This window comes from Gemmata sp. (assembly GCF_051859125.1).
Taxonomy (GTDB): domain Bacteria; phylum Planctomycetota; class Planctomycetia; order Gemmatales; family Gemmataceae; genus Gemmata.
On record NZ_JBHYGG010000304.1, the window covers coordinates 1 to 23,421 of the forward strand.

Here is a 23,421-nt window from a genome sequence, read left to right on the forward strand (position 1 = left end):
CCGCGACTCGCAGAGCCTCGTCGCGACCTCTCCCCCGAGACCAGGGGAGAGGTGTTGCCTCGGACCGCCGTGAAGCGTCCCGAGGGGGCCAGCCACACCCCCCTCGCCCCCCGTCTGGGGGGAGAGGTCGCCGCGAGTCTTCGAGCGGCGGGTGAGGGGGAAGCGTTCAACACCTCGTGTGGCTTCCCCCCCCCCGCTCCTCGAAGACTCGGAGCGACCTCCCCCACCAGGGGGGAGGTCAAGAACAGCGGACGCGATACGCTCGTCCGGTCACTCGACGTAGACGAACTCGTTGCTGGCGAAGACCGCGCGGCCGAGCGCGGCCCAGGCGCGGGCCTTGCGGGTCGGGGCGTCGTTCTCGGCCGTCAGCCCGGCCTCGAACGCCTTCACGAAGTCGAGCGCGTCCCGCACCTCCGCGCTCACCGGCGGGCGGCCCAGCGCGAGGCGGTACGCGAGCGCCACCCGGGCCTCGTCGTCGGTCGGCTCGGCCTTCAACAGTCGGGCGGCGAAGGCCTTGGCCTGTGCCGCGACGAACGGGCTATTGAGCAGGTACAGTGCCTGCGGGGCGACGACCGTGTTCACCCGCTTGCCGCTCATCGTGCTCGGGTCGGGGAAGTCGAAGGTCTGGAAGAACGCGAACACGTTGTTGCGGACCACCGGCAGGTACACGCTCCGCCGCAGCGACTCGTACCCGACCCGGTTCCCGGACTGGTCGGTGGTGACGTACTCGAAGTTCTTGGTGGGCAGGAGCGTGCCGCCCGTAGTGCGGTCGAGAGTTCCAGCCGCCGCGAGGACGCCGTCGCGGATCGCCTCGGCGTCGAGCCGCTGCCGGGGGAACCGCCACAACAACCGGTTGTCCGGGTCGGCGAGCGCGGCCTTGGCGTCGTGGGTGCCGGCCTGCCGGTACGCGGCCGACAGCAGGATCACGCGGTGCAGGTGCTTCACCGACCAGCCGCGGGCGACGAACTCGCTCGCGAGCCAGTCGAGCAACTCGGGGTGCGTCGGGCGGTCGCCGAGCTTGCCGAAGTTGTCCACGGTGCGGACGATCCCCTCGCCGAAGTGGTGCTGCCACACCCGGTTCACGAACACCCGGGCGGTGAGCGGGTGCTTGCCGTCGGTGAGCCAGTTCGCGAGTTCGAGCCGCCCGCTGCTCGCCCGGACCGAGCCGAACCGGGTGCGGTTCGCCTGCGGCTTCTCGGCGGTGTTCGGGGTGGTGGCGACGACCGGGCTCGCGGCCTCGCCGGTGACGATGCGGAGGAACTGCGCCGGCGCTTCTTCGCCGGGCGTCACGTAGTTCCCGCGGACCTGCACGAAGATGTTCCGCGGCTGCGTCCCGTACGCACCGGGCGAGCCCTCCTCGACGCCGAGCACGATGTCCGGAGGGACGACCAGCGTTTCGAGCCGCTTGATCTCGGTGCGGCGTGCCTCGGCCCGGTGGTGGAGTTCGAGCCGCTTCGCCTGGTCCTTCTCGGGCACCTTGCCGAACGCGACCTCGATGTCGCGGACCTCGCCGCGGAGCCGCTCCAGCCGGGCCTCCGGGACGAGTTCGTCGGCCCCCTCGATCTCGGCCCGGAGCCGGTCGATCTCGGTCGCGATGATGGTCCGCCACTCGGCGTCGCCGGGGGCGAGCTTGGCGGCCTGCCGCTCCAGGTCGCGGATCGACTTGCGGAAGTCGTCCAGTTTCTTCCGGGCAACCGCGACCTGCGGCTTCTCCGGCGCGCCGAGCGGCCGCTCGAACGCCTGGGCGACGGTGCCGAGCCCCTGCATGGTGCGGGTGCTGGTGAAGACCCCCAGGAGCGAGTAGTAGTCGCGGGTCGGGAGCGGGTCGAACTTGTGGTCGTGGCACCGGGCGCACCCGAGCGTGAGCCCCATGATTCCCTTGCCGAGCGTGTCGAGTTGCTCGTCGGCGATGTCGATGAGCATCTTCTGCTTGTCGGGCTCGGCCAGGAGCTTCGCGCCGATCGCGAGGTACCCGAGCGCCGTGAGCCGGTCCCGGCGCACCGCCTCGTCGGTCGTGGGCGGGAGCAGGTCGCCGGCGATCTGCTCGCGGAGGAAGGCGTCGAACGGCTTGTCGGCGTTGAAGCTGCGGATCACGTAGTCGCGGTACTTCCAGGCGTTGCCGAACGCGGTGTTCTCGTCGAGACCGTTGCTGTCGGCGTACCGGGCGACATCCAGCCAGTGCCGGCCCCACCGCTCGCCGTAGGCCGGCGAGTCGAGGAGCCGGTCCACGACGCGCTTGTACGCATCGGGCGACGGGTCCTTCTCGAAGGCGTCGACCTCCTCGGGCGTCGGCGGCAGGCCGGTGAGGTCGTAGGTGACGCGGCGGATCAGGGTGCGCTTGTCGGCCTCGGGGGCCATCTTCAGCCCGGCCGCGGCGCGCTTCGCGGCGAGGAACGCATCGACCGCCGAGGCGGCGGTCCCCGCGGGCACCGCCGGCCGCTTCACCGGCTGGAACGCCCAGAACTGCTTCTGCTCGTCGGTGAACAGCGGCCCCGCGGGCTTCGGCGTCGCGCTGGCGGCCGCGCCGCCAGAATCGGGCCACAGCGCGCCGGCCCTCACCCAGTCGGCAACGGCGGCGATGTCGGCGTCGCGGAGCTTGCCCTTGGGCGGCATCTTCATCTCGCCCTCGTACCGCATCACCTGGACGAGCGGGCTCTTGTCCGGGTTGCCGGGGACGACGGCCGTTCCGGTGTCGCCGCCAGTAATCAGGTCGGCCCGCGACGCCACGCTGAGCCCGCCCTTGATCTTCTTGGGGTCGGCCCCGTGGCACTTCGCGCAGTGCTCGACCAGCACCGGGCGGACCTTCTTTTCGAAGTGCTCGATTGCGGCGGGCGTGGGTGCGGGGTCGGCAGCGCGCGAGAGTCCGGGAGTGATGGCGAGAATCGCCAGCGCGACACGTCCGGTCATCAGGGGCCTCGGGCTGTTCGGCAGGGTGGCGGGTCAGCGGCGGGGGAGGCGCGAGCGTCGCGGCGGGGAGGACACTGTCATGGTATCCCGCGGCGGGCGGCGAGCGAAACGGAAAATCGCACCGGGGTGTACCCGTGGATCTCGGCAGTCTTGGCGAGCGGGGGACGTGAGTCCCCCGGTAGAGCCGCCATTCTCATTCACCGGGGGACTCATCCCGACTCGCATGGATTCGTTTCTTTGTTCGTGGGGCAGGCATTCTTGCCTGCCTCCAGACGCCTTCGGAAGCAGGCAAGAATGCCTGCCCCACCAAGAGCAACTGATTCACGCGAGTCGGGATCACGTCCCCCGCTCGCCCAAATCCACAGGCCCCCTCGCCGGCGCTGAGGGCTCGCCCGAAGTAGGGCGGGAAATTTCCCGCTGCCGGTGATAGGTTTTCGCGGCAACGGGCGAACGGATCGTACCCAACACGAGCCCGGAGCCCACCATGACCGCCCGCCGCACCGCCTTCACGCTGATCGAACTGCTGGTCGTCATCGCCATCATCGCGGTGCTGATCGGGCTGCTGCTCCCGGCGGTCCAGAAGGTCCGCGAGGCGGCGGCGCGGATGAGCAGCACGAACAACATCAAGCAACTCGGCCTCGCGATTCACAACTACGCTTCGGAGAACGGGGACCGGCTCCCGCACATCAGCACCGGCCCGACGGTGAGCGGGTACGGGCTCACGAACTTCCGGCCCGGCATCTTCTACCAGCTCCTCCCGCAGGTGGAGCAGCGGGCGGTGTTCGACCAGGGCGGGGCCGGCGGCACCACCGCTGTGAAGACGTTCATCAGCCCGGCCGACGCCTCCTACGACAACAACGGCCCGGCGGTGTGGGCGAGCCTCGGCCTCACGAGCTACGCCTTCAACGGCAACGTGACGGCCGCGTTCGCGAGCAGCAGACCGGCCCCGCTGGGCCTCACGAGCGTCGGCGACGGGCTCTCGAACACGATCCTGCTGTCGGAGCAGCGGAAGTTCTGCAACGACACCACGCAGGCGTTCAACACGTGGATGCGGATCACCCCGTACCAGGGGATCATCCGGGGCACGACGTACAACGCGCCGCCGGTGGCCAACGCGCCGGTGCCACCGGCCGCGAACCTGGGCGGGAGCCCGGCGACGTGCGACGCGAACGTGCCGAGCGGGTCGCACAGCGGCCTGATCCTGGTGGGGCTGCTCGACGGGAGCGTGCGGTCGGTGACCGCGGCCGGGGCCGCCGCGATTGCGACCGGGACCACGACCAACTGGGCCGCGGCGCTGACCCCCAGCGGCGGCGAGGTGCTCGGGGCCGACTGGTGACGGCTCCGCGGCGGGGCGGCCCTTCCGTTTCGCGGCCGGCGGCTACAACGATCCCATCTCCCCGCCGCCCCACGCCGCACAGGAACCCGCACATGATTTCGCCCGCGCCGGGTGCCGCGCCCGCGGCCGCCCCCGACGAGTCCCCGCCCCCCGAGACCCCGCTGCCCCGGACCCCGCTCCCGTGGCGGCTCGGGATCGCCGGCGGGGTCCTCGTGGTCGGCACCGTGGCGTACGTGCTCCACGAGCCGCTCGGTTACCGGTTCCAGGCCGCGTGCGGGATCGTGTGCTTCCTCGGCGTCGCGGCGCTGTTCTCGAACAGCCTCCAGTCGGTCAGCCGCAAGACCCTCCTGTGGGGCATCGGGTTGCAGTTCGCACTCGCCGCGGCCGTCATCTACTCGCCGCAGGTGCGGGCCGTGTTCGAGGGCGTCGGGGCCGGCATCAAGGCGCTCATCACCGCGTCCGACAAGGGGGCGGACTTCGTGTTCGGCTCGCTCTCGAAGGTGGACGGCCCGGCCGGGTTCGTGTTCGCGTTCAAGGCGCTCCCGCCGATCATCTTCATCTCGTCGTTCTTCAGCGTGCTCTACTACCTCGGCGTCCTCCAGTTCTTCGTGCGGATCATGGCGCGGGCGATGCAGTACATGATGGGCACGAGCGGGGCCGAGACGCTCTCGGTGTCGGCGAACGTGTTCATGGGCCAGACCGAGGCGCCGCTCATCGTGAAGCCGTTCGTGCCGAAGATGACGCAGTCCGAGTTGCTCGCGCTGATGGCCAGCGGCATGGCGCACATCTCGGGCGGGATGATGGCCGTGTACATCAGCTACGGAGCCGACCCGGTGGCCATCCTCTCGACGTGCGTGATGGCGTGCCCGTGCGCACTGTACCTGACGAAGTTGGTCTACCCCGAGGCCGGCAGACCCGCGACCGCGGGCGAGACGCCGATCACCGTCGAGACGCCGTACGTGAACGCCGTGGACGCGGCCGCCGCGGGGGTGAAGGACGGGCTGGTGCTCGCGATGAACGTGGCCGCGATGCTCATCGCGTTCATCGCGTTCATCGCGCTGTTCGACATCATCCTCGGCGGCTTCTTCACCGGGCTGACGCTCCAAAAGATCTTCGCGGTGCTGTTCTCGCCGGTCGCGTTCCTGCTCGGCGTGGACCCGTCGGAGTGCGACAAAGTCGGGGCGCTGCTGGGCATCAAGCTCGCGGCGAACGAGCACGTCGCGTACCTCACGCTCGGCGGCAAGCTGCCGGGGTCGCACGAGTTCACGGAGCTGTCGCAGCGGTCGAAGCTGCTTGCGGTGTACGCGCTGACGGGGTTCGCCAACTTTGCTTCGGTGGGCATCCAGCTCGGCGGGATCGGCGCGATCGCGCCGGGCCGCCGGGCCGACCTCGCGAGGCTCGGCATGAAGGCGCTGTTCGTCGGGTTCCTGGCGACGCTCATCAACGCGGCCGTCGCGGGGCTGTTGATGTAGGGCGTCGTGAGTGGAGAGTGGGCAGGGGACAGAGGCACGTAGCCGCGGAGCGGCGACCGAGGGTAGCCAGGGGTGCGGCCCGCTTCGGGCAAACCCCTGGTCCCCCGCGCGGGGCGGATCGTCCCGGGGTTCTATCGCCCCTCCAGGGCTGGATTGTTGTTGCGCCGGGGACCAGGGGTTGCGCTCGAGGACTCGCTCCACCCCTGGCTACCGTCGGCCGCCGCTCCGCGGCTGACGCACCTCTGTCCTCTGTCCTCTGTCCCCTCCCCCCTCCCCCTCCCCACTCCCCGCAAATCTGTCACGACCGGTCCTTTGCCCTGTTGCCGAGTTCCGCGGCTCGCTACAATTGTCACTCTTCGTTCCCGACGATGCCGCCGCGTGGCGGCCGGGGCCGGAGCCGTCCCCAAACCCCTGCGCACCCGGCATTCCGGGCAACCGACACCCCCACTTATGGTTAACCGCAACCTCCTCCGCCAGTTCGATTCCCACGTCGACGACAGCTTCCTGAGCGAATCCGACGACATCTTCAACCAGGAGATCCAGGACTGGGTCAACCGCCCGGACCAGGACTACGACGCGAACAAGATCGTGACCGGCAAGGTGCTCGAGATCCGCGGCGACGACGTCGTGATCGACATCGGGTACAAGTCCGAAGGCGTCATCAAGATCGACGAGTGGCGCGAGGACGGCTCCGACGCCCCGCCCCCCAAGGCCGGCGACACCGTCGAGGTGCTGCTGGAGACGGTCGAGGGCGAGGACGGCACCATCGCCCTGTCGTACCGCAAGGCGAAGCGGCAGAAGGAATGGAACGCGATCCTCGCCAAGCACAAGGAAGGGGACGTGGTCTCCGGAAAGGTGCTCAAGAAGATCAAGGGCGGGTTGCTCGTCAACATCGGCGTCAACGTGTTCCTGCCCGCCTCGCAGGTGGACATCCGCCGCCCGCAATCGATCGACGAGTACCTGGACCGCACCATCGAGTGCGTGATCCTCAAGATCGATGAGCAGCGCCGCAACATCGTCGTCAGCCGCCGCAAGCTCATCGAGGACCGCCGCCGGCTCCAGAAGGACAAGCTCATGTCCGAACTGGAAGTGAGCCAGGTCCGCAAGGGCATCGTCAAGAACATCGCCGAGTTCGGCGCGTTCGTCGACCTCGGCGGGATCGACGGCCTGCTCCACATCACCGACATGGGCTGGCACCGGGTCACCAACCCGCGGGACGTGGTCCAGATCGACCAGGAGCTCGAGGTCTACATCCTGCACATCGACCGCGAGAAGGAAAAGATCGCGCTGTCGCTGAAGCACAAGACCCCGAGCCCGTGGCAGAACATCGAGACCAAGTACCCGATCAACAGCCGGCACAACGGCGAAGTGGTCAACATCATGCCCTACGGGGCGTTCGTGAAGCTGGAGCCCGGCATCGAGGGGCTGGTCCACATCTCCGAGATGTCGTGGGTGAAGCGGATCGCGGACCCGAAGGAACTGGTCCAGATCGGCGACAAGGTCGAGGTTCAGGTGCTGAACATCAACCACGACAAGAAGGAGATCTCGCTCGGCATGAAGCAGTGCCAGGCGAACCCGTGGGGCGAGGTCGCCAAGAAGTACCCGCCGGGCACCATCATCACCGGCACGGTGCGGAACCTCACGAACTACGGGGCCTTCATCGAAATAGAGGAGGGAATCGACGGCCTCCTGCACGTCAGCGACATGAGCTACGTGCGGAAGGTGTCCAACCCGTCCGAGGTCGTCCAGAAGGGCCAGAAGCTCACCTGCGTCGTCCTGTCGGTCGACCAGGAGCGGAAGCGGGTCGCGCTGGGCCTCAAGCAGATGGGCAGCGACCCGTGGGAGACCGACATCCCGGCCCGGTTCACCCCGGGGCAGAAGACCCACGGCAAGGTCACCAAGCTCACCAACTTCGGCGTGTTCGTCGAGCTGGAGCCGGGCCTCGAAGGGCTCCTGCACATCTCGGAACTCTCCGACAACAAGATCGAGAGCCCCGAGGAGGTGGTCAAGGTCGGCGACGACGTGGACGTGAAGGTGCTCCGCGTCGACGCCAAGGACCGGAAGATCGGCCTGTCGATGAAGAACGTGGACGACGGCCTGGTGCCGGACATCATCCCCGACATGCCGACCGAGGAGATGGAGGCCGCGGCCGCCGCCGAGAAGACGGAGAAGGCCGACAAGCCCGAGAAGGCGGACAAGGCCGACAAGGCGGACAAGGCCGACAAGCCGTTCGTGAAGGTCGACAAGGAGAAGAAGGAAGGGCTCCGCGGCGGCACCGGCACGGCCGGCCCGCTGTTCGCGCTGCCCGGCGACAAGAAGGAGTGACGCCCCTCACGGGGTGAGCACGGTGCCCACGCAGCCCCCGGACCGCCGGGGGCTGTTTCGTTGGGCGTGGCCCCGGCCCCCCCGCCGCACCATTTCTGGGCGCGGGGTGAACTTTCTTCAATCCGCGGCACCGGGTCGCCCGTCTATTCGGTACGCTGGACCTCTCCCCGGCGGGGTCGCTCATTTTCCCGGAGTACGCAGTAATGATCACCGCTCTCACGCTGTCCCTCGCGCTCGCCGCGCCGGTTCCGGCCCCGACCGCACCGGTCCCGACCGGGGCCGCCCCGCGGGTCGTCGAAATGAAGGCCGACGCCAGCGGCAAGGTAATGGTCACCATCACACGCATGGAGAAGGTCCAGATCGCCGTCGGGGCCGCGATCGCCCCGATCGGCGGCGGGAACGCCCCCCCGCCCGCCCAGTTGGTGCGCGAGATGCCGGTCACCAAGGCGGTCGAACTCGGCGAGGTCAAGGACCTGGTGTTCACCCAGGCCGACGGGATGAAGGTCGAGGCCGAGGTCGCGATGAAGAAGCTGGCCGGGGGCGCGGTCGTGGTGATGACCAGCGACGGGAAGGCGGTCAGCCCGGCGTTCCTGAAGGTGTTCAAGGACGACACGCTCGTCCTGGTGTCCCCCGAGTTCGTGGTCCCGGTCGGCGGGATCGGCGGCGGCGTCGGCAAGCCCGGCATCATCGGTCGCCCGGGCGGCATCCGCCCGCTGCCGGCCGTGATCCCGCCGGGCGGCGGGATCCAGATCCAGCCCGGTGTGATCCAGATCCTCCCGGCCCCGGTCGACGAGGTCGCCCCGGTCCCGCCGGTGGCACAGCCGGCCCCGGTCGTGCCGATGGTGGACAAGACCCCGAAGCCCGCCCCCGTGAAGTGACGGCGGTGACGAGTTGTGGCCCCGGAAGGGGCGGTCGAGGGTAGCCAGGGGTGGAGCGAGTCTTCGAGCGGGAACCCCTGGTCCGGGAGCGTTTGCCTCGGGACCAGGGGTTTGCCCGAAGCGGGCCGCACCCCTGGCTACCGTCGGTCGCCGCTCCGCGGCTGACAAACCGCCACTCACCAGACTGTAACACGTCGGCCAGATTCTTTACACGACCCGGACGCCCGCGTAGAGTGAAGCGGGTCCGTCCGCTCCGTTCCGAGTCCGAAGCCCGCCCGCACACCGTCGACGCGCTCCCGAGGAACCCGTCATGCTCACGTCCCTGCTCGTCGCCGCAGCGGTCGCCGCACCGGCCGCCCCCGTGCCCAAGGACGCCGCCCCGAACCCGACCGGCCCGGCCCCGCGGGTCGTGGCCGCGAAGGCCGAGCCGGGCGGCGGCGTGTGGGTCACCGCCCACGTGTACCAGAAGGTCAAGGTGCAGCAGAACTTCTTCGCCGTCGAGAACGGCAAGCAGGTGATGAAGCAGCAGGAGGTCGAGCAGGTCACGTCGCAGTACGTCCGCAAGTCGATCGCCGACTTCGGCGGCAAGTTCGCGACCGCCGACGGCACCGTGCTGACCGCCGACGCCGCGACCCAGCGGGTCAGGGACGGGGCCACGCTCCTTGTCACCGCCGACGGCAAGCCGGTGGACGCGGGCTGGCTCCGGGCCGTTCAGGGCGACACGGTCGTCATGACCGCCGACGGGCTCGGCGAGGCGCACTTCCTGTGCGGGCACGACCCGTACCCCGCGACCGCCTCGCCGCGGCTCGTGCTGCTCGCCGCCGACGACAAGGGCGAGGTGCGGGTGCCGGTGAACCCGAACCCGAACGTGAACGGCCTGTACAACGGCGGGTTCGGGGGCAAGGCCCAGTTCCGCGGGAACGCCCGGATCATGATCGAGGGCGACGTGATGATCGGCGGAGCCCCGGCGGCCGCGGACCCGGGCACCCCGGCCGGGGCCGACGGCAAGAAGCAGCTCGCCGACCTCAAGTTCGACGCCTATGACGTGAACGGCAAGCTGGTCAACAAGGGCGAGGCGCTGGAGCGGCTGCGGGCCGGCGGGCTGGTGCTGGTCGCCGGCGACTACCGGTTCCCCGACGCGAACTACCTCAAGGCGTTCCGCGACGACGTGCTGGTGATCGTGTCGCCGGAACTGGTGTTCCAGCCCGGCCAGCCGAACCCGTTCGACCGCGCGACGGCTGCGCCCGCCAAGCCCGCGAAGCCCGCCGGCCAACCGGGGTTGGTCCCGGCGGTCGCTCCGGCCACCCAGCTCGCGCCGGCGATCGCCGCCCCCGCGGTCATCAAGCGGGTCCAGGTGCAGATCGACAGGTAACCCCTCCCTTGCGGACCCAAACGCACCCGGGGTGAGCCCCGGGTGCGGCGTCACACCTTCCCCAGCACCAAATCCACCACCCAGCACCCGCGGACGTGCGGACCGTCGCCGCGGCAATGCGTCAAGATATCGTCGCTGTCGCAGCCGGCGTCTTGCAGCGCGTCGGCGAGGATCGGCATCGCGCCGAAGTCCCGCGACTCGTACATCCCCTGCGCCAGCGCAACCGCCGTAGACGTGCGCCACGCGGCATCGAACGCGACCGGCCGGAACGGGTTCCCGAAGATGTCGCGAAGCAGGCTGGCGAAACCTGGGTAGACGCGGTCTCCAACCCGCCACTCGGCTTCCTGATTCTGGTCAGCAGCAGGAACTTCAACGCACATCACTGCCGTCACGAGATCTGTGAACACATAGCCACAGCCCTCTGCAGTGCCGTGGTTGCGCCGAGGATCGGTCCAAGCTGGGCGGGAGGCTGCAAGAGCGGCCCAAAGGTCACTTCGCGTTCTATCGAGTCGAATCAACGGGGTGATCGCATCATCCAGTCGTTCGCAAACTTGGTCGAGCCTCGCCAAATCAGCCAAGCCATCAGCGTAATGCTCAGCGAGGTCGACCGCTTCACGGCTGTCTGGAAATGTCATCAGATGCCACTGTTGGCGGCAACACGCGCAGGCGAGCAGGCGAAACTTTCTCGCATTCTCGTTTCTGCGATTGAGAAATTCGAACAACGTGATGGGATCGTCGCACCTCAGCCACTCATCTTCGGTCATCGCGTGCCCTCCGGGTTCGCGCTCGCGGGGCGCGGCGATTTCGTATAACATCGGGACGGGCCATCTCTCCCCAACGTTAGTGCCTGTCTCCTGTTTCGGCCTCGCCGCCGAGGGTCTGCCGTCGTGCCGCACCGCGAACCCAACCGCACCCCCCGCGAAGTCCTCGCCCTGCTCCGGGAACGCGAGGTCAAGGCCGTCGACTTCCGGTTCATGGACTTCCCCGGCCAGTGGAAGCACTTCACCGTTCCCGCCGAGGTGCTCGACGAACTCGTGTTCGAGGACGGCATCGGGTTCGACGGGTCGAGCATCCGCGGGTGGATGCCGATCAACGAGTCCGACATGCTCCTGGTGCCCCAGCCGGAGACGCTGTTCATCGACCCGTTCTGCAAGGACGTCACCCTTGCGATGATCTGCAACATTCAGGACCCGCTCACCAAGGAAGATTACAGTAAAGACCCGCGGAACGTGGCCCGGAAGGCCGTGAACTACATGAAGAGCACGGGCATCGCCGAGGCCGCGATGTTCGGCCCGTCGCTCGAGTTCTTCGTGTTCGACGACGTCAAGTTCGACCAGACCGCCCACTCGGCGTTCTACTACGTCGACAGCGGCGAGGGGGCGTGGAACACGGGCCGCGACGAGCGCCCGAACCTCGGGTACAAGGTGCCCACCCGCCAGGGGTACTTCCCGTGCGCCCCGACCGACGCGGTCCACGACCTGCGCAGCGAGATGATGCTCGCGATGATGACGTGCGGGATGACCGTCGAGAGCCACCACCACCAGAAGGCCACCGCCGGCCAGTGCGCCATCAACATCCGGTACGACGAACTGGTGCAGATGGCCGACAACGTGCTGAAGTACAAGTACGTCGTCAAGAACGTCGCCCGGAAGAACGGGAAGACGGCGACGTTCATGCCCAAGCCTCTGTTCGAGGACTACGGCAGCGGGATGCACGTCCACGCCTCGCTGTGGAAGAACGGCACCAACCTGTTCGCCGGCAGCGACTACTCGGGCCTGTCCGAGACCGCCATGTACGCACTCGGTGGGCTCCTCAAGCACGGTGCGGCGCTGTGCGCGATCACCAACCCGACGACGAACAGCTACAAGCGGCTCGTGCCCGGGTTCGAGGCGCCGGTGAACCTCGCGTACAGCCAGCGGAACCGCTCGGCGGCGGTGCGCATCCCGGTGTACTCGTCGCGGGCCAAGTCGAAGCGGATCGAGTACCGCGTGCCGGACGGGGCGGCCAACCCGTACCTGTCGTTCTCCGCGATGCTCATGGCGATGATCGACGGCATCAAGAACAAGACGCACCCCGGCCCCCCGCTCGACAAGGACATCTACGACATGCCGCCGGAGGAACTGAAGGACCTCCCCCGGGTGCCGCAGACGCTCGACGACGCGCTCACGGCCCTGGAGAAGGACCACGAGTTCCTGCTGCAGGGGAGCGTGTTCACCGAGGACGTGATCGAGACGTGGATCGACTACAAGCGCAAGGAAGAAGTCGCCGCGATCCGCATCCGCCCGCACCCCTACGAGTTCGCGCTGTACTTCGACATGTGACGCAATCGGGTCGGTGGGGCAGACATTCTTGTCTGCCGCCCGTCGCCCGTGGAGGCAGACAAGAATGTATGCCCCACCAAGCAAAACCAAGCAGTTGCCGGGGCCACTGGAGAACGCATGACCGGATTCGACGCGAACGCGAACCGCCGGCTCTCGGCGAAGCTGCACCGCCGGGTGTGCCTCGTGCTCACCGAGGACTCGCTGCTCGCCGAAGAAGTCCTCGCCCGCAAGAAGCTCTCGGCCGAGGTCGCCGGTCGCTTGTCCGACAAGGTCGTCCTCATCCGGCCGGGCCGCATCGACGCGGTCCTCGACGAACTTCGCAAGATGGGCCACACGCCACAGGTCGTCGGGAAGATCGGCGACCCGCGGTCCTGACCCGCTGCGACGGTGCGTCTTGCCGGTTGCACAGGCCTCTGGCTGGTCGGTTGAAATCCTGGCGATCCGCGGACGTGGCTGGCGGGCCGCCACGGAGGGCGGCCCCTACCGGACATCGGCTTTTGGTTTGTAGGGGCCGCCCTCCGTGGCGGCCCGCGTGAGGCCAACGATACAGCACAGTGGCCTCTGGCCTGTGTTTGCTTCCACAGGCCACAGGCATGTGCCACCAAGCCCAGGTGCGGTGCGCCACCAATCGAGCCGGCCCGACCCACTGCGAATTCCGGTGACCGTCGGTACCCGATCGGGTATGCTCGCCTCTCGACACCCCGGATACGAACCAGGAGACGGTGATGCAGCTCGGAATGATCGGCCTCGGCCGAATGGGCGCGAACATGGTCAAGCGCCTGATGAAGGCCGGCCACAAGTGCGTCGTGTACGACCGGAACGAGGCCGCGGTCAAGGAACTCGCCGCCGCGGGCGCGACCGGCGCGACCTCCGTGGCCGACTTCGTCTCCAAGCTCACCGGCCCGAAGGCCGTCTGGCTGATGGTCCCCGCGGGGGTCGTGGACGCGAGCCTCAAGGAGCTGGTCCCGCTGCTCGCCAAGGACGACATCGTCATCGACGGCGGCAACTCGTACTACATCGACGACATCCGCCGGGCCGGGGAGCTGAAGCCCAAGGGCATCCACTACGTGGACGTCGGCACCAGCGGCGGCGTGTGGGGGCTCGAGCGCGGGTACTGCATGATGATCGGCGGCGAGCCGGCGGTGGTGAAGCACCTCGACCCGATCCTCGACACGCTCGCCCCCGGCAAGGGCGACGTGCCCGTGACCCCGGGCCGCGACAAGAAGCCCGGCGGCACCGCCGAGCGGGGCTACCTGCACTGCGGGCCGAACGGGGCCGGGCACTTCGTGAAGATGGTCCACAACGGCATCGAGTACGGCCTCATGGCGGCCTACGCCGAGGGGCTCGCCGTCATCCAGAACGCGAACGTCGGCAAGAAGACGCACGCCGTCGACGCCGAAACCACCCCGCTCCGCGACCCCGAGCACTACCAGTACGACTTCAACCTGCCGGACATCGCCGAGGTGTGGCGCCGCGGCAGCGTGGTCGCGTCGTGGCTCCTCGACCTCACCGCGACCGCACTCCTCGAAGACCCGAAACTGTCGAACTTCACCGGACGCGTGTCCGACTCGGGCGAGGGCCGGTGGACGATCAAGGCCGCAATCGACGAGGCGGTCCCGGTGCCGGTCCTGACGACCGCGCTGTACGAGCGGTTCGCGTCCCGCGGCGAGTCCGAGTTCCAGGACAAGCTCCTCTCGGCGATGCGGTTCCAGTTCGGCGGGCACCACGAGAAGAAGTAGCAGAGAAGACGATTGATCCGCAGATTACACAGAAGACACAGATTTGAAGACAGAAAGCAGAGCCGAGAGGACGTGATCGTCCGACGACCCGGGGTCTGCTTCTGGTCTTCTCGGTTTTGAAATCTGCGTCTTCTGCGTAATCTGTGGATCAATCGTCTTCTGCTTTGTCGCGATCGAGGAACTCTATGAAGATCGACGTTCTCCCCGACGCCGACGCGGTCGCCGCCGCCGCCGCCGCGCTCATCGCCGCCGACGCCCGCGAGGTGGTCGCGGCCCGCGGCGCGTTCGTGCTGGCCGTCAGCGGCGGCCGCACCCCGTGGGTCATGCTCCGCGAACTCGCCAAGCTCGACGTGCCGTGGGACAAGTTCCACGTCGTGCAGGTGGACGAGCGGATCGCCCCGGCCGGCGACCCGGACCGGAACCTCACGCACCTCCGTGCGAGCCTGATGGACCTCGCGCCCATCCCCGCGGCGAACCTGCACCCGATGCCCGTCGAGGCCGCCGACCCCGAGGCCGCGGCCGCGGAGTACGCGAGGGAACTGGAGCGGCTGTGCGGCACCCCCGCGGTGATCGACCTCGTTCACCTCGGGCTCGGGCCGGACGGCCACACCGCCTCGCTCGTCCCCGGCGACTCGGTCCTCGACGTGACCGACCGGGACGTCGCGCTCACCGGCGGCCTGTACCAGAAGCGGCGGCGGATGACGCTGACGTACCCGGCGCTGAACCGCGCCCGCAAGCTCCTGTGGGTGGTGACCGGGGCCGACAAGCCCGGCCCGCTCGTGCAACTGCGGGCGGCCGACCCCGCGATCCCCGGCGGCCGCGTCGACCAGACCCGTGCCGTCGTCATGGCCGACGCGATCGCCGCCGCGAAGCTGTGATGGCGAACTCGCGAGCGGCGCGGCGCGAGCCCGCGTGTCATTCCTGGTGGGGCAGACATTCCTGTCTGCCTCCAGCCGCGTCGGGAGGCAGACAGGAATGTCTGCCCCACCAAGTACGTCCCCCTCTCCTCAAGGACTCTCCATGCGAACGCTGATGACCCTGTGCCTCGTCGCCGCCGTGAGCGCCGCGGCCGCCGAGGACAAGAAGGACCCCGCCAAGAAGGAGGCGCCGGTCGTCGCCCCCCGCGAGGGGAAGACCGAGACCGTCACGCTGTTCGACGGCAAGACGCTCGACGGCTGGGAGGGGTACTCCGACCTGTGGTCGGTCAAGGACGGCGTCATCGTCGCCAAGAACACCGACCCGCTCAAGTTCAGCACCTACCTGTTGACCAAGAACAAGTACACCGACTTCCGCCTCACGTTCGCGGCGAAGCTGCTGCCCGGGTCCGAGATGCACTCGGGCGTGGCGTTCTGGGGGGCCGTGAAGCCCGAGGTGAGCAAGGAGCCGAAGAAGGAGCGGTCCGAGTACACCTACGCCGGGCACCTCGTCATGTTCCCGTCCGGGTACGGCATGTACGACCTGTTCGGCCGCAACGGCCTGCCGGTGGACGGCGGCCCGGCGAAGAAGGTCGGCAAGCAGCACGACTGGAACGACATCGAGGTGCTGGCCCAGGGGAACCGGGTCCGCGTCGCGATCAACGGCGCGGCCGTCGTCGACTGGCGCGACCCGCAGCCCGAGCGGATCAAGGAGGGCCCGATCGGCCTGCAACTGCACTCGCTCGACAAGCCGCAGGAGCTGCACTTCAAGGGGCTCGTGATCGAGACGTTCCCCAAGGACGACAAGCTCATCACCGTGAAGTGAGCCGCACGGTCCGGACGCAAGAAGTACAAGGATGAGCCGCACGATCGGAGACGATCAAGACGCGATCCGGACAGAAGACCGAGGTTAAACCCAGTCCTCTGTCTGGATCGTGCGTGATCGGTCTTCGATCGTGCGGCTCGTCTTGTGCCCGAATCGTGCCGCGGTCACTTCTTGCGGGCGGTGTGGTCGCCCTTCATCTCGAAGACCGTCTTGTCGCCGGTCGAGGCGACGAAGTCCCAGGTGTACCCGCCGGCGGCCGCGAGCTTCCAGTTCAGTGCGAGCTTCGTGCCGTCGCCCGTGTGCGCCCGCCACGCGATCGTCTTCGCGGCCTCGTCGGGCGTGCCGGTCCACTCGACCTCGGTGCCGGCCGAGTCGTACAGCCACATGCGGTACCGCTTGGCCGCCGGGTCGTAGGTGATGAGCTGGATGAGCCCGCGGTCGTCGGCGGCGCTGGTCGCGAGGCTGCGGAGGAACGTGCCGTTGAACGCCGTCTCGACCACGTCCTGGCCCTTCAGGTTCACCCCGCGGCCGCCGACCTTCAGCTCGGTGTTCGTGTCCCAGGTGCCGACCAGCTCCTTGAGCAGCGGGGTCAGCTCGCCCTTGATCGGTGCGGCGGCCGCGTCCGGCGCGTAGGCGAAGGTCTTGATCGGCTTCCACGGGGTCGCGGTGCTGGTCGCGCCGAGGAACACGAACAGCATCTCGTCGGTCGTCTCCTCGCCGTACGCCACGTCCCGCGGCGGCTTGGTGGGGTTGTTCGGGTTCGCGGCCGAGTTGTCGAACACCGCCCGCACTTCCAGCTTCGTGCCGGCCTTGGCGGCGATCGGCTCCTTGAACCAGTACGTCTCCTGCCACCGGTAGTCCCACGCCGGGATCTCGACGAGCACGACGGGCTGGCCGCCCGGCGGGGTCATGGTGACGCGGACCGACTTGCCGAGCACGTGCATGTGCGGGAGCACGTTGTGCAGCACCGCGTCGGTGTGCAGGTAGATCGCGCCGCCGGTCCCGAAGTCGGCCCGGCCCGCGGGGATCTTCTCCCACTGCTTCAGCCCGTTGATGATGAGCGTCTGCCACGGCTGCTCGACCGGCCCCTTCGCGAAGTACAGGCCGACCTGCGTGCGGTCGGTGGCGAACTGGCCGTTGCGGTGGTAGTGCGTCTGGATCAGGAAGTCGCTCCCCTTGGGGAGCAGCCACCCGGCCCCCTGCGGGACGAACTGCGGGAGCTGGCCGGGCGCCCACCCGCCGATGCCGCCGAACTGCGGCGTCTCGTTGGGCTTGTTGGCGGGGGGAACGAACCCGACGCCCATGCCGACCGTGTACCCCGGACCGCTGTCGAGCAGGATCTTGCCGTCGTCCTTCGCCCGCTGCTTCGCCTCCAGCCCGCGGGCGGCCCCGGTCGTGTCGAAGTAGTGCAGCGTGTGGTGGACGACCCGCGGGTTGCCGGGCTTCACGTCGTACCCGATCACCCACTTGTTCGCGGTGAGCTTCGTGGGGACGACGAACACCCGGAACAGGTCGCTCCCGCTGCCGCCGAGGCGGAAGTCGGCGTCGGCGGTGAGGACCAGGTCCGGCTTGCCGTGCCGCCACCCGTCGGACCCGAACTCGGGGGCCTTGGGCGCGTCCTTCGGGTCGCCCTCGGGGGCGTCGGCGTCGGCCCACGCCGCGAGCGCCGCGATCTCGGCCGCGGCCATCTTCCGCTCGCCCCGCATCGGCACCCCGCCGGCGGCCGGCCACGGGGGCATCTGCTTGTTCGCCGTGTACTCCTTGATATCGCGCGCCCACCGGCGGGCCTGCGCGAACGTGGTGAGCGCGAACGGCCCGACCTCGCCCGTGCGGTGGCACACGACGCAGTGCGCGTTGAGGATCGGGGCGACGTCCTTGTAGAACGTGACCGCCCCGGCCCTCGAGGCCGGCTTCGCGGCGTACTCGATCTCGCACCCGACCGACTTCGTGACCGCCGTGGCGACCGGCTTGCCCGCCAGCACCGCGTTGAGCGCGTCGGTGAGTTCGTGCGTCGAGACCACGGGGTTCCGCTTGAGCCGGGCCGAGTACCCGTCGTCGATGCGGCCGCGGTACCGCACCGTGCCCTCGCCGTCGAGGAGGAACGCTTCCGGCGTGCAGACGGCCCCGAGGCCGCTCGCGAGTTCGCGCTTCGGGTCGAGGAGCACGGGGACGGTGAGCTTGAACCCGGCGGCGGCCTTCGCGACCGCTTCACGCGGGTCGTCGGTCGGGCACACGAGCACGACCGCGACGCCCTTCTCGGCGTGCGTGCGGGCGAGTTCGTTCAGCCCCGCGACGTAGGAGTTGGAGACCGGGCACTCGAACGAGACGAACACGACGACCGTGGCCGCCTTGCCACGGAGCGCGTCGAGCTTCGATTGGGTGCCGTCGCCCACGACGGTGAGCGCGAGATTCGGTGCCTTGGTGCCGACGACCGATTCGGGGTTGGCGTCGGCGGCGACGCAGACCGGCGCGAGTACGAGGGCAACGAGCAGGGAGCGAAACATCCGGTGTTCCTCGGTGAGCGTGGCGACCAGACCATTCTACCCGGCACGGGGCGGAACGGTTTCGGCCGCGGGGCGGCACACCCTCCCAGCGTGCGACCCGGCCGGATCTTACGGTCGCCTTACTCGAAGAACGCCTTCACCGCGACCGCGAAGCCGGGGAAAACGTCGGGGAGGGCGAGTTCGTCGCCGTTGTGCATGCGGACCGGGAACTCGTTCTCGCGGAACACCGCCAGCGACTCGGTCTCGGGGTCGAGGACCAGCACAACGGTGACGCCGGCGTCGAGGTACTCGCTGGCCTTCGCGCTGAGGTGCGGGATGCGGTCGGACGGCGAGCGGACCTCGACCACGAGGTCCGGGGCGCACGGGAGCGGGCCGTCGGGGATCGGCCCCTTCGGCATCCGGGCGTAGCTCACGAACGCCACGTCCGGCCCGCGCACGGAGTCCGCGGTTTCCTTCAGACGGGTGCGGGTGAAGGTGTCGTTCGAGAACACCTGGCCGAGGCCGTGCTCGCGGGCGAAGTGGTGGAGCATTGCGGTCGCGTTGTTGCAGACGTAACCGTGCGTGGCACCGCGCACGGAACACCTTACGACGTGACCCCGGACCAGTTCCACGCACGTTTCCCCGCCGTGGAGGCGGAGGAACTCGTCGGCCGTCAGTAGCGCCGCGGTGGTGGCCGTACTCATCGCACCCTCCTGTTCGACCGACCTGGTCGTCGGCCGCCCCGACATCGTACCCGCCGCACCTAGCCCCCGCCATCGCAGCCGGGCGGGGCGCGGAGCCCCGCCCGGCCCACCCGTCGCGTCACTCGCCGGGGCGGCGGATCGGCTTACGGACCTTCCGCGTGCTGTACCCGCCGTAGTTCTTCTTCAGGCTCCCCTCCTTGCTCGTCTTCTCGGCCACCACCTCGATCCGGAACTCGGACCCGCCCATCGCCTGGGCGCACCGCACGCACACGATCGTCTCGGGCAGCGCCTCCAGCCGCTCGACCGGGATCTCGGCCCGGCACCGCGCACACGGAATCGGCTCCACCATCGTTCGGCCCTCCACGGGGTCGGGAGGGGCGGTTCCCCTCCCACCCTGCATGACGCGGCCGCGGGGCGGTTTTGGCCCGAAATCGCCTCAAAAACCACCGATCGAACCAAGTCACGCGGGGGCGTGTCCGTTGTGGGGGGACTCAAATTTGCGCGGCACCCGCGGCACTCGCATCGGCCGCCGGCGGCCCGCCGCCCGCCCGACGGCCCCGCGGGGCCGTCAGGAACGCGCCGAGGTACAGCGCCCCGACGACGAGCAGCAGCGCCTGGATGCCGGTGACGAAGGTGACGGACTGCGTCAGGCCGCCGGCGAGCGCGCCAAGCAGGTTGTAGCCGAGGCAGGCGCCCTTGTCCGGCGCGGCGGCGAACGACCGGATGAAGACCACGCCGCTGAACAGCATCGGCAGGCTGGTCAGCGCGCCGACCACCAGGGCGCGATGCGCGAACGGCAGGCCGGCGAACCGCGACACGTCGACGAAGTACAGCCCGACGCACGCCGCGCACAGCAGGACGTAGACCGGCGTGAGGGGCAGCGACGGCCACGCCGCGGCCAGCAGGTTTGCCAATAGGATGAGGACGAGTACGGCCGAGATAATGACCGCGTTCACCAACCAGGTGCTCCCGAGCGCCACGGCCGCCTTGCTCACGTTCTGGGTCTCCAGGAGCATGAACGCGGCGCCGAGCAGGAAGAAGTGCCACGGCAGGGTGCCGGCCGGGCGGGGCAGGGAGCCCGGCGGAAGATTCCGCGCCCCGCGGACGAACAGCAGCACCAGCAGGCCCCCGAGGGTAAGGTACAGGGGCGGGATCTGCGGCCGCTCCAGGTACAGGTACGGCCAGTCGTCGGTCGTGATCGGGGTGGTGCCGGAAAGGGCGAGGGGCGGGGCGGCCTCCCACGCCGCGACCTGCTCCGCGAGGGCCGGGCGGGCCGCGACCTGCCGGCGGGCGGCCGCGGTGTCCCCCGCCACCATGATCAGCCCGTCGAGGCCGGCGACCGGCGACTGGACCCCGAACACGAGCGGCGGCGCGGCGAACACCTCGCCCAGCACGCGCGCCATGCGGTCGACAATGAAGGGCCGCTCGTACCCGAACCGGACCACGACGAGGCCGCCGTCGGCGAGCAACTCGCGGGCGCGGGCGAAGCTCTCGCGGGTGTAGACGTAGTGGTCCAGACGCGTGTTCGTCATGCTGGTCGTCGCGTGCGCGTCCAGGAACTCGTAGGCGATCACGTCGTACTTCTCGGCCGCGTTGGCCAGGAACGCGCGGGCGTCGTCGCACACCACCGTCACGTTCGGGGCCAGGTACGGCCGCTCGGGGTGGAACCGCCGGCCGTAGTCGATGATCACCGGGTCGATGTCCACCGCCGTCACGTGCCCGACCCCGTTGCGGAGCGCCGCCGCCGTCCCGTTCCCGGACCCGGCCCCGAGGATGAGCACCTTCCGCGGGGCCGGGTGGAGCACCGCCGGGAGGTCGTACTGGGTGCCCCCCCGGGTCGCCGCCGGGTACCGCTCCGGGTGCGCGGCGACCGCCTCGGGCCGGTAGTCAAGCATCGTCTGGAACCCGCCCGAGCTGTTGACCGAGATGTCGTACGCCTCGATGGGGTTCCGGCCCGCCGGCACCGCCTTGAGGGCCAGCTTTTGGTACGGCGACCACGTCACCTCCACCGCCCCCGGCTCCCACCCGGCCAGCGCCGCCAGCGGGACCAGGGCGGCGACCCCGAGCGCGTCCCGCCGGCGGACCGGACCCAGCCGGGGGGCCAGCGCGAACAGGAGGGCCGCGACGGCGGCCGCCCACGCGGCCGGCGGCAGGTGGGACGCGCTCAGCGCCACGAACAGCCACACCCCCACCAGGCTGCCCCCCACGTTCCACGAGTACGCGGCGATCGTGTGCGGGTGGTCCACCAGCAGCCGCCCGAGGAGCCGCCCGAACGGCAGGAACAGATCCCAGACCAGGGCCAGCAGCACGAACGTGAACACCAGGCCCAGGAGCAGGTACGACACCGTCTGGAGCGGGCTGGTGGTGACCGTCTCCGTGAACAGGAGGATGTCGCCGAACGAGTTGAGCAGCAGCGACAGTTGGTTCCCGAGCGAGAACCAGCTGATCGGGACCAGGACGCCGAACAGCACCAGTAGGGGCAGGAGGATGTCCCCCAACTTCACCGGCTGCCGGCACGTCCAGCACCCCACCCCGAGGCCGAGGAAGCACACTACCAGGATCGTGTTCTGCAGGTAGGCGAAGATCCGCACCTCGGTGCCGATCCACCGGATGAGCAGCAGCTCGATGAACAGCGACGCCACCGACACGATGAAAATTTCCGTGCTCTGCGACCGCGGCGAGTTCGTGCTCATGGTCCGGTCCTGTGGGCGTGGCGGGGGCCGGGTGACGGCCGCCCCAGAGCAGATCGTATCGGGTCGGCACTCCCACGACATGCCCGGACCGCCCGCCCCAACCGCCGTTGCTCTTTCTCCCGCCCAAAGGTACACCCGCGACCGCCCCGCTCCGCACCAAAGAGGTGGCCGTGAAGCCCGTCGCCGCACTTGCCCTTGCGCTGTCCCTGGCCGCGTGCGCCGCAGGTGCCGCACCGCCCAGCGCCCCCTCGCCCGTCGCGAAGCCGGCCCCGAAGCCGCCGAAGCCGGTGCCGCCGGAGGCCGAGTTCGTCGCGAAGTTGGTCCGCGAGGCGCTCGTCAAGAAGCTCCCGGATCCGCTCACCACGTCGAACCAGAACTGGGGCCGCCAGAAGGCCGTCACCGTCGTCCACCGCCGCCGCGAGGGGCTGCGGTTCTGGACCGAGCCGGTCCAGGAGTTCCACAACGACGGCCTGTGGCGGCGGGTCGAGGTCCGCGTCCCGGACCCGGCGAAGCTCAGCGTCGCGATCACCGAGCTGACGTACCCCGAGGACGGGAAGGTGCTCGCGACCGTCGCCGTCGCGTGCGAGCGGGTCGACGTGAAGGTGGAGCAGCAGTTGTGGCTCAACGACCGGCGGCTCTACGGCGGCGAGACCCGGGCGCACTGCGCCGCGGCGCTCGCCCTCAAGGTGGCGGTCGCGACCCGCACCGAGTACAAGAAGGGCGCGCTGTTCCCGATCCCGGAGGTCACCCTCCAGGTGAGGGCCACCGAGGCCCAACTGTACTACGACGAGCTGATCGTCGACCACACGGCGGGGCTCGACGGCGAGGCCGCGAAGTCGGTCGGCGAGGCGCTCCTGCGACTGGTGAAGGTGGTGAAGCCGGACCTCGAGAGCGACCTGTTGGAGAAGGCCAACGCCGCGGTCGTGAAGGCCGCCGGCACCCGCGAGATCAAGCTGGCCCTCGACAAGGTCCTCGCGGGCAAGAAGTGATACCAAGTCTGATGGAACCGGAACCGTGGCGGACCCAGACGAACCCAACAGATCCGGGACGACGCGCCACTACCCCACGAACCGCCTCACGGTCCGGACGAGCTTCTCGACGCTGAACGGCTTGTCGAGGACGACCGCGCCCGGCGGCAGGGTGACCGGCTGCCGCGACGTGCCGCCCGAGTACCCCGACATGAACACGACCGGCACCCCCGGCGCGGCGGCCCGGATGTCTTCGGCCAGCTCGGCGCCTGTGCGGCCGGGCATCAGGACGTCGGTGATCACGAGGGCGAACGTGCCCGGATGAGCCGCGAACACGTTGAGGGCGTCGCGGGCGTCGGCAGCTACCCGGACCGCATACCCCGAGTGGACGAGGGCGAGGCGGACGAAGTCGCGCACGGCGGCCTCGTCGTCCACGACCAGGACGGTCGCGGGGCTCGCTCGCTCGGGTATGGCTGGGGACAT

At 69.3% G+C, this 23,421-nt stretch carries 18 protein-coding genes; 11 read left to right on the forward strand and 7 right to left on the reverse strand.

Features of this window, described 5'->3' with window-relative positions; translation table 11 throughout:
- Positions 1-270: 270 nt before the first annotated feature.
- Positions 271-2,907 carry a PSD1 and planctomycete cytochrome C domain-containing protein gene (locus ACTIGN_RS32705; RefSeq protein WP_439631898.1) on the reverse strand — a complete coding sequence of 879 codons (2,637 nt, stop codon included), beginning with the start codon at positions 2,905-2,907 and terminating at the stop codon, positions 271-273.
- Between the two features lie 484 nt (positions 2,908-3,391).
- On the opposite strand from ACTIGN_RS32705, the gene ACTIGN_RS32710 reads away from it, so the two are divergent.
- From ACTIGN_RS32710 to ACTIGN_RS32730, 5 genes are all read left to right on the forward strand, one after another.
- Positions 3,392-4,243, forward strand: coding sequence for a DUF1559 family PulG-like putative transporter (locus tag ACTIGN_RS32710; RefSeq protein ID WP_439631900.1), 852 nt, complete (start codon positions 3,392-3,394; stop codon positions 4,241-4,243).
- 92 nt (positions 4,244-4,335) lie between these two features.
- Entirely contained in the window at positions 4,336-5,715 is a 1,380-nt protein-coding gene (locus tag ACTIGN_RS32715) for a NupC/NupG family nucleoside CNT transporter (RefSeq protein ID WP_439631902.1), read from the forward strand.
- A gap of 450 nt (positions 5,716-6,165) precedes the next feature.
- Positions 6,166-8,040 carry a 30S ribosomal protein S1 gene (locus ACTIGN_RS32720; RefSeq protein WP_439631904.1) on the forward strand — a complete coding sequence of 625 codons (1,875 nt, stop codon included), beginning with the start codon at positions 6,166-6,168 and terminating at the stop codon, positions 8,038-8,040.
- A 203-nt stretch (positions 8,041-8,243) separates the two neighbouring features.
- Entirely contained in the window at positions 8,244-8,918 is a 675-nt protein-coding gene (locus tag ACTIGN_RS32725; RefSeq protein WP_439631906.1) for a hypothetical protein, read from the forward strand.
- A gap of 310 nt (positions 8,919-9,228) precedes the next feature.
- A complete protein-coding gene (locus tag ACTIGN_RS32730; RefSeq protein WP_439631908.1) occupies positions 9,229-10,290 on the forward strand; it encodes a hypothetical protein in 1,062 nt (353 codons plus the stop codon).
- A 50-nt stretch (positions 10,291-10,340) separates the two neighbouring features.
- Here the strand turns inward: ACTIGN_RS32730 and ACTIGN_RS32735 are convergent, their stop codons facing one another.
- A complete protein-coding gene (locus ACTIGN_RS32735) occupies positions 10,341-11,054 on the reverse strand; it encodes a hypothetical protein (RefSeq protein ID WP_439631910.1) in 714 nt (237 codons plus the stop codon).
- A 123-nt stretch (positions 11,055-11,177) separates the two neighbouring features.
- Between ACTIGN_RS32735 and glnA the strand changes: the two genes are divergently transcribed.
- The 5 genes from glnA to ACTIGN_RS32760 all read left to right on the forward strand — a co-directional run bounded on the left by glnA (position 11,178) and on the right by ACTIGN_RS32760 (position 16,090).
- On the forward strand, positions 11,178-12,611 hold the full coding sequence (gene glnA / locus ACTIGN_RS32740; protein WP_439631911.1) for a type I glutamate--ammonia ligase: 1,434 nt from the start codon (positions 11,178-11,180) through the stop codon (positions 12,609-12,611).
- Positions 12,612-12,728: 117 nt separating this feature from the next.
- Entirely contained in the window at positions 12,729-12,986 is a 258-nt protein-coding gene (locus ACTIGN_RS32745) for a hypothetical protein (RefSeq protein WP_439631913.1), read from the forward strand.
- A 350-nt stretch (positions 12,987-13,336) separates the two neighbouring features.
- Positions 13,337-14,350, forward strand: a complete 1,014-nt coding sequence (gene gnd / locus ACTIGN_RS32750) for a phosphogluconate dehydrogenase (NAD(+)-dependent, decarboxylating) (RefSeq protein ID WP_439631915.1) — start codon at positions 13,337-13,339, stop codon at positions 14,348-14,350.
- Positions 14,351-14,535: 185 nt separating this feature from the next.
- Positions 14,536-15,228: a 6-phosphogluconolactonase gene (pgl, locus tag ACTIGN_RS32755; RefSeq protein WP_439631917.1), complete on the forward strand. Its 693-nt coding sequence runs from the start codon at positions 14,536-14,538 to the stop codon at positions 15,226-15,228.
- A gap of 142 nt (positions 15,229-15,370) precedes the next feature.
- Positions 15,371-16,090, forward strand: a complete 720-nt coding sequence (locus ACTIGN_RS32760) for a 3-keto-disaccharide hydrolase (protein WP_439631919.1) — start codon at positions 15,371-15,373, stop codon at positions 16,088-16,090.
- A gap of 164 nt (positions 16,091-16,254) precedes the next feature.
- Here the strand turns inward: ACTIGN_RS32760 and ACTIGN_RS32765 are convergent, their stop codons facing one another.
- The 4 genes from ACTIGN_RS32765 to ACTIGN_RS32780 form a co-directional block, all read right to left on the reverse strand.
- Positions 16,255-18,594, reverse strand: a complete 2,340-nt coding sequence (locus ACTIGN_RS32765) for a redoxin domain-containing protein (protein ID WP_439631921.1) — start codon at positions 18,592-18,594, stop codon at positions 16,255-16,257.
- Positions 18,595-18,713: 119 nt separating this feature from the next.
- On the reverse strand, positions 18,714-19,277 hold the full coding sequence (locus ACTIGN_RS32770; protein ID WP_439631923.1) for a Uma2 family endonuclease: 564 nt from the start codon (positions 19,275-19,277) through the stop codon (positions 18,714-18,716).
- A 118-nt stretch (positions 19,278-19,395) separates the two neighbouring features.
- Positions 19,396-19,626, reverse strand: a complete 231-nt coding sequence (locus tag ACTIGN_RS32775; RefSeq protein ID WP_439631925.1) for a TraR/DksA C4-type zinc finger protein — start codon at positions 19,624-19,626, stop codon at positions 19,396-19,398.
- A gap of 142 nt (positions 19,627-19,768) precedes the next feature.
- Positions 19,769-21,970 (reverse strand): spermidine synthase, encoded by a 2,202-nt coding sequence (locus ACTIGN_RS32780; RefSeq protein WP_439631927.1) that lies wholly within the window; start codon positions 21,968-21,970, stop codon positions 19,769-19,771.
- A 170-nt stretch (positions 21,971-22,140) separates the two neighbouring features.
- Here ACTIGN_RS32780 and ACTIGN_RS32785 point away from each other — a divergent pair, with 170 nt between their 5' ends.
- Positions 22,141-22,959, forward strand: a complete 819-nt coding sequence (locus tag ACTIGN_RS32785) for a hypothetical protein (RefSeq protein WP_439631929.1) — start codon at positions 22,141-22,143, stop codon at positions 22,957-22,959.
- A 69-nt stretch (positions 22,960-23,028) separates the two neighbouring features.
- Here ACTIGN_RS32785 and ACTIGN_RS32790 read toward each other — a convergent pair whose 3' ends face one another.
- Positions 23,029-23,421, reverse strand: a complete 393-nt coding sequence (locus ACTIGN_RS32790) for a response regulator (RefSeq protein WP_439631931.1) — start codon at positions 23,419-23,421, stop codon at positions 23,029-23,031.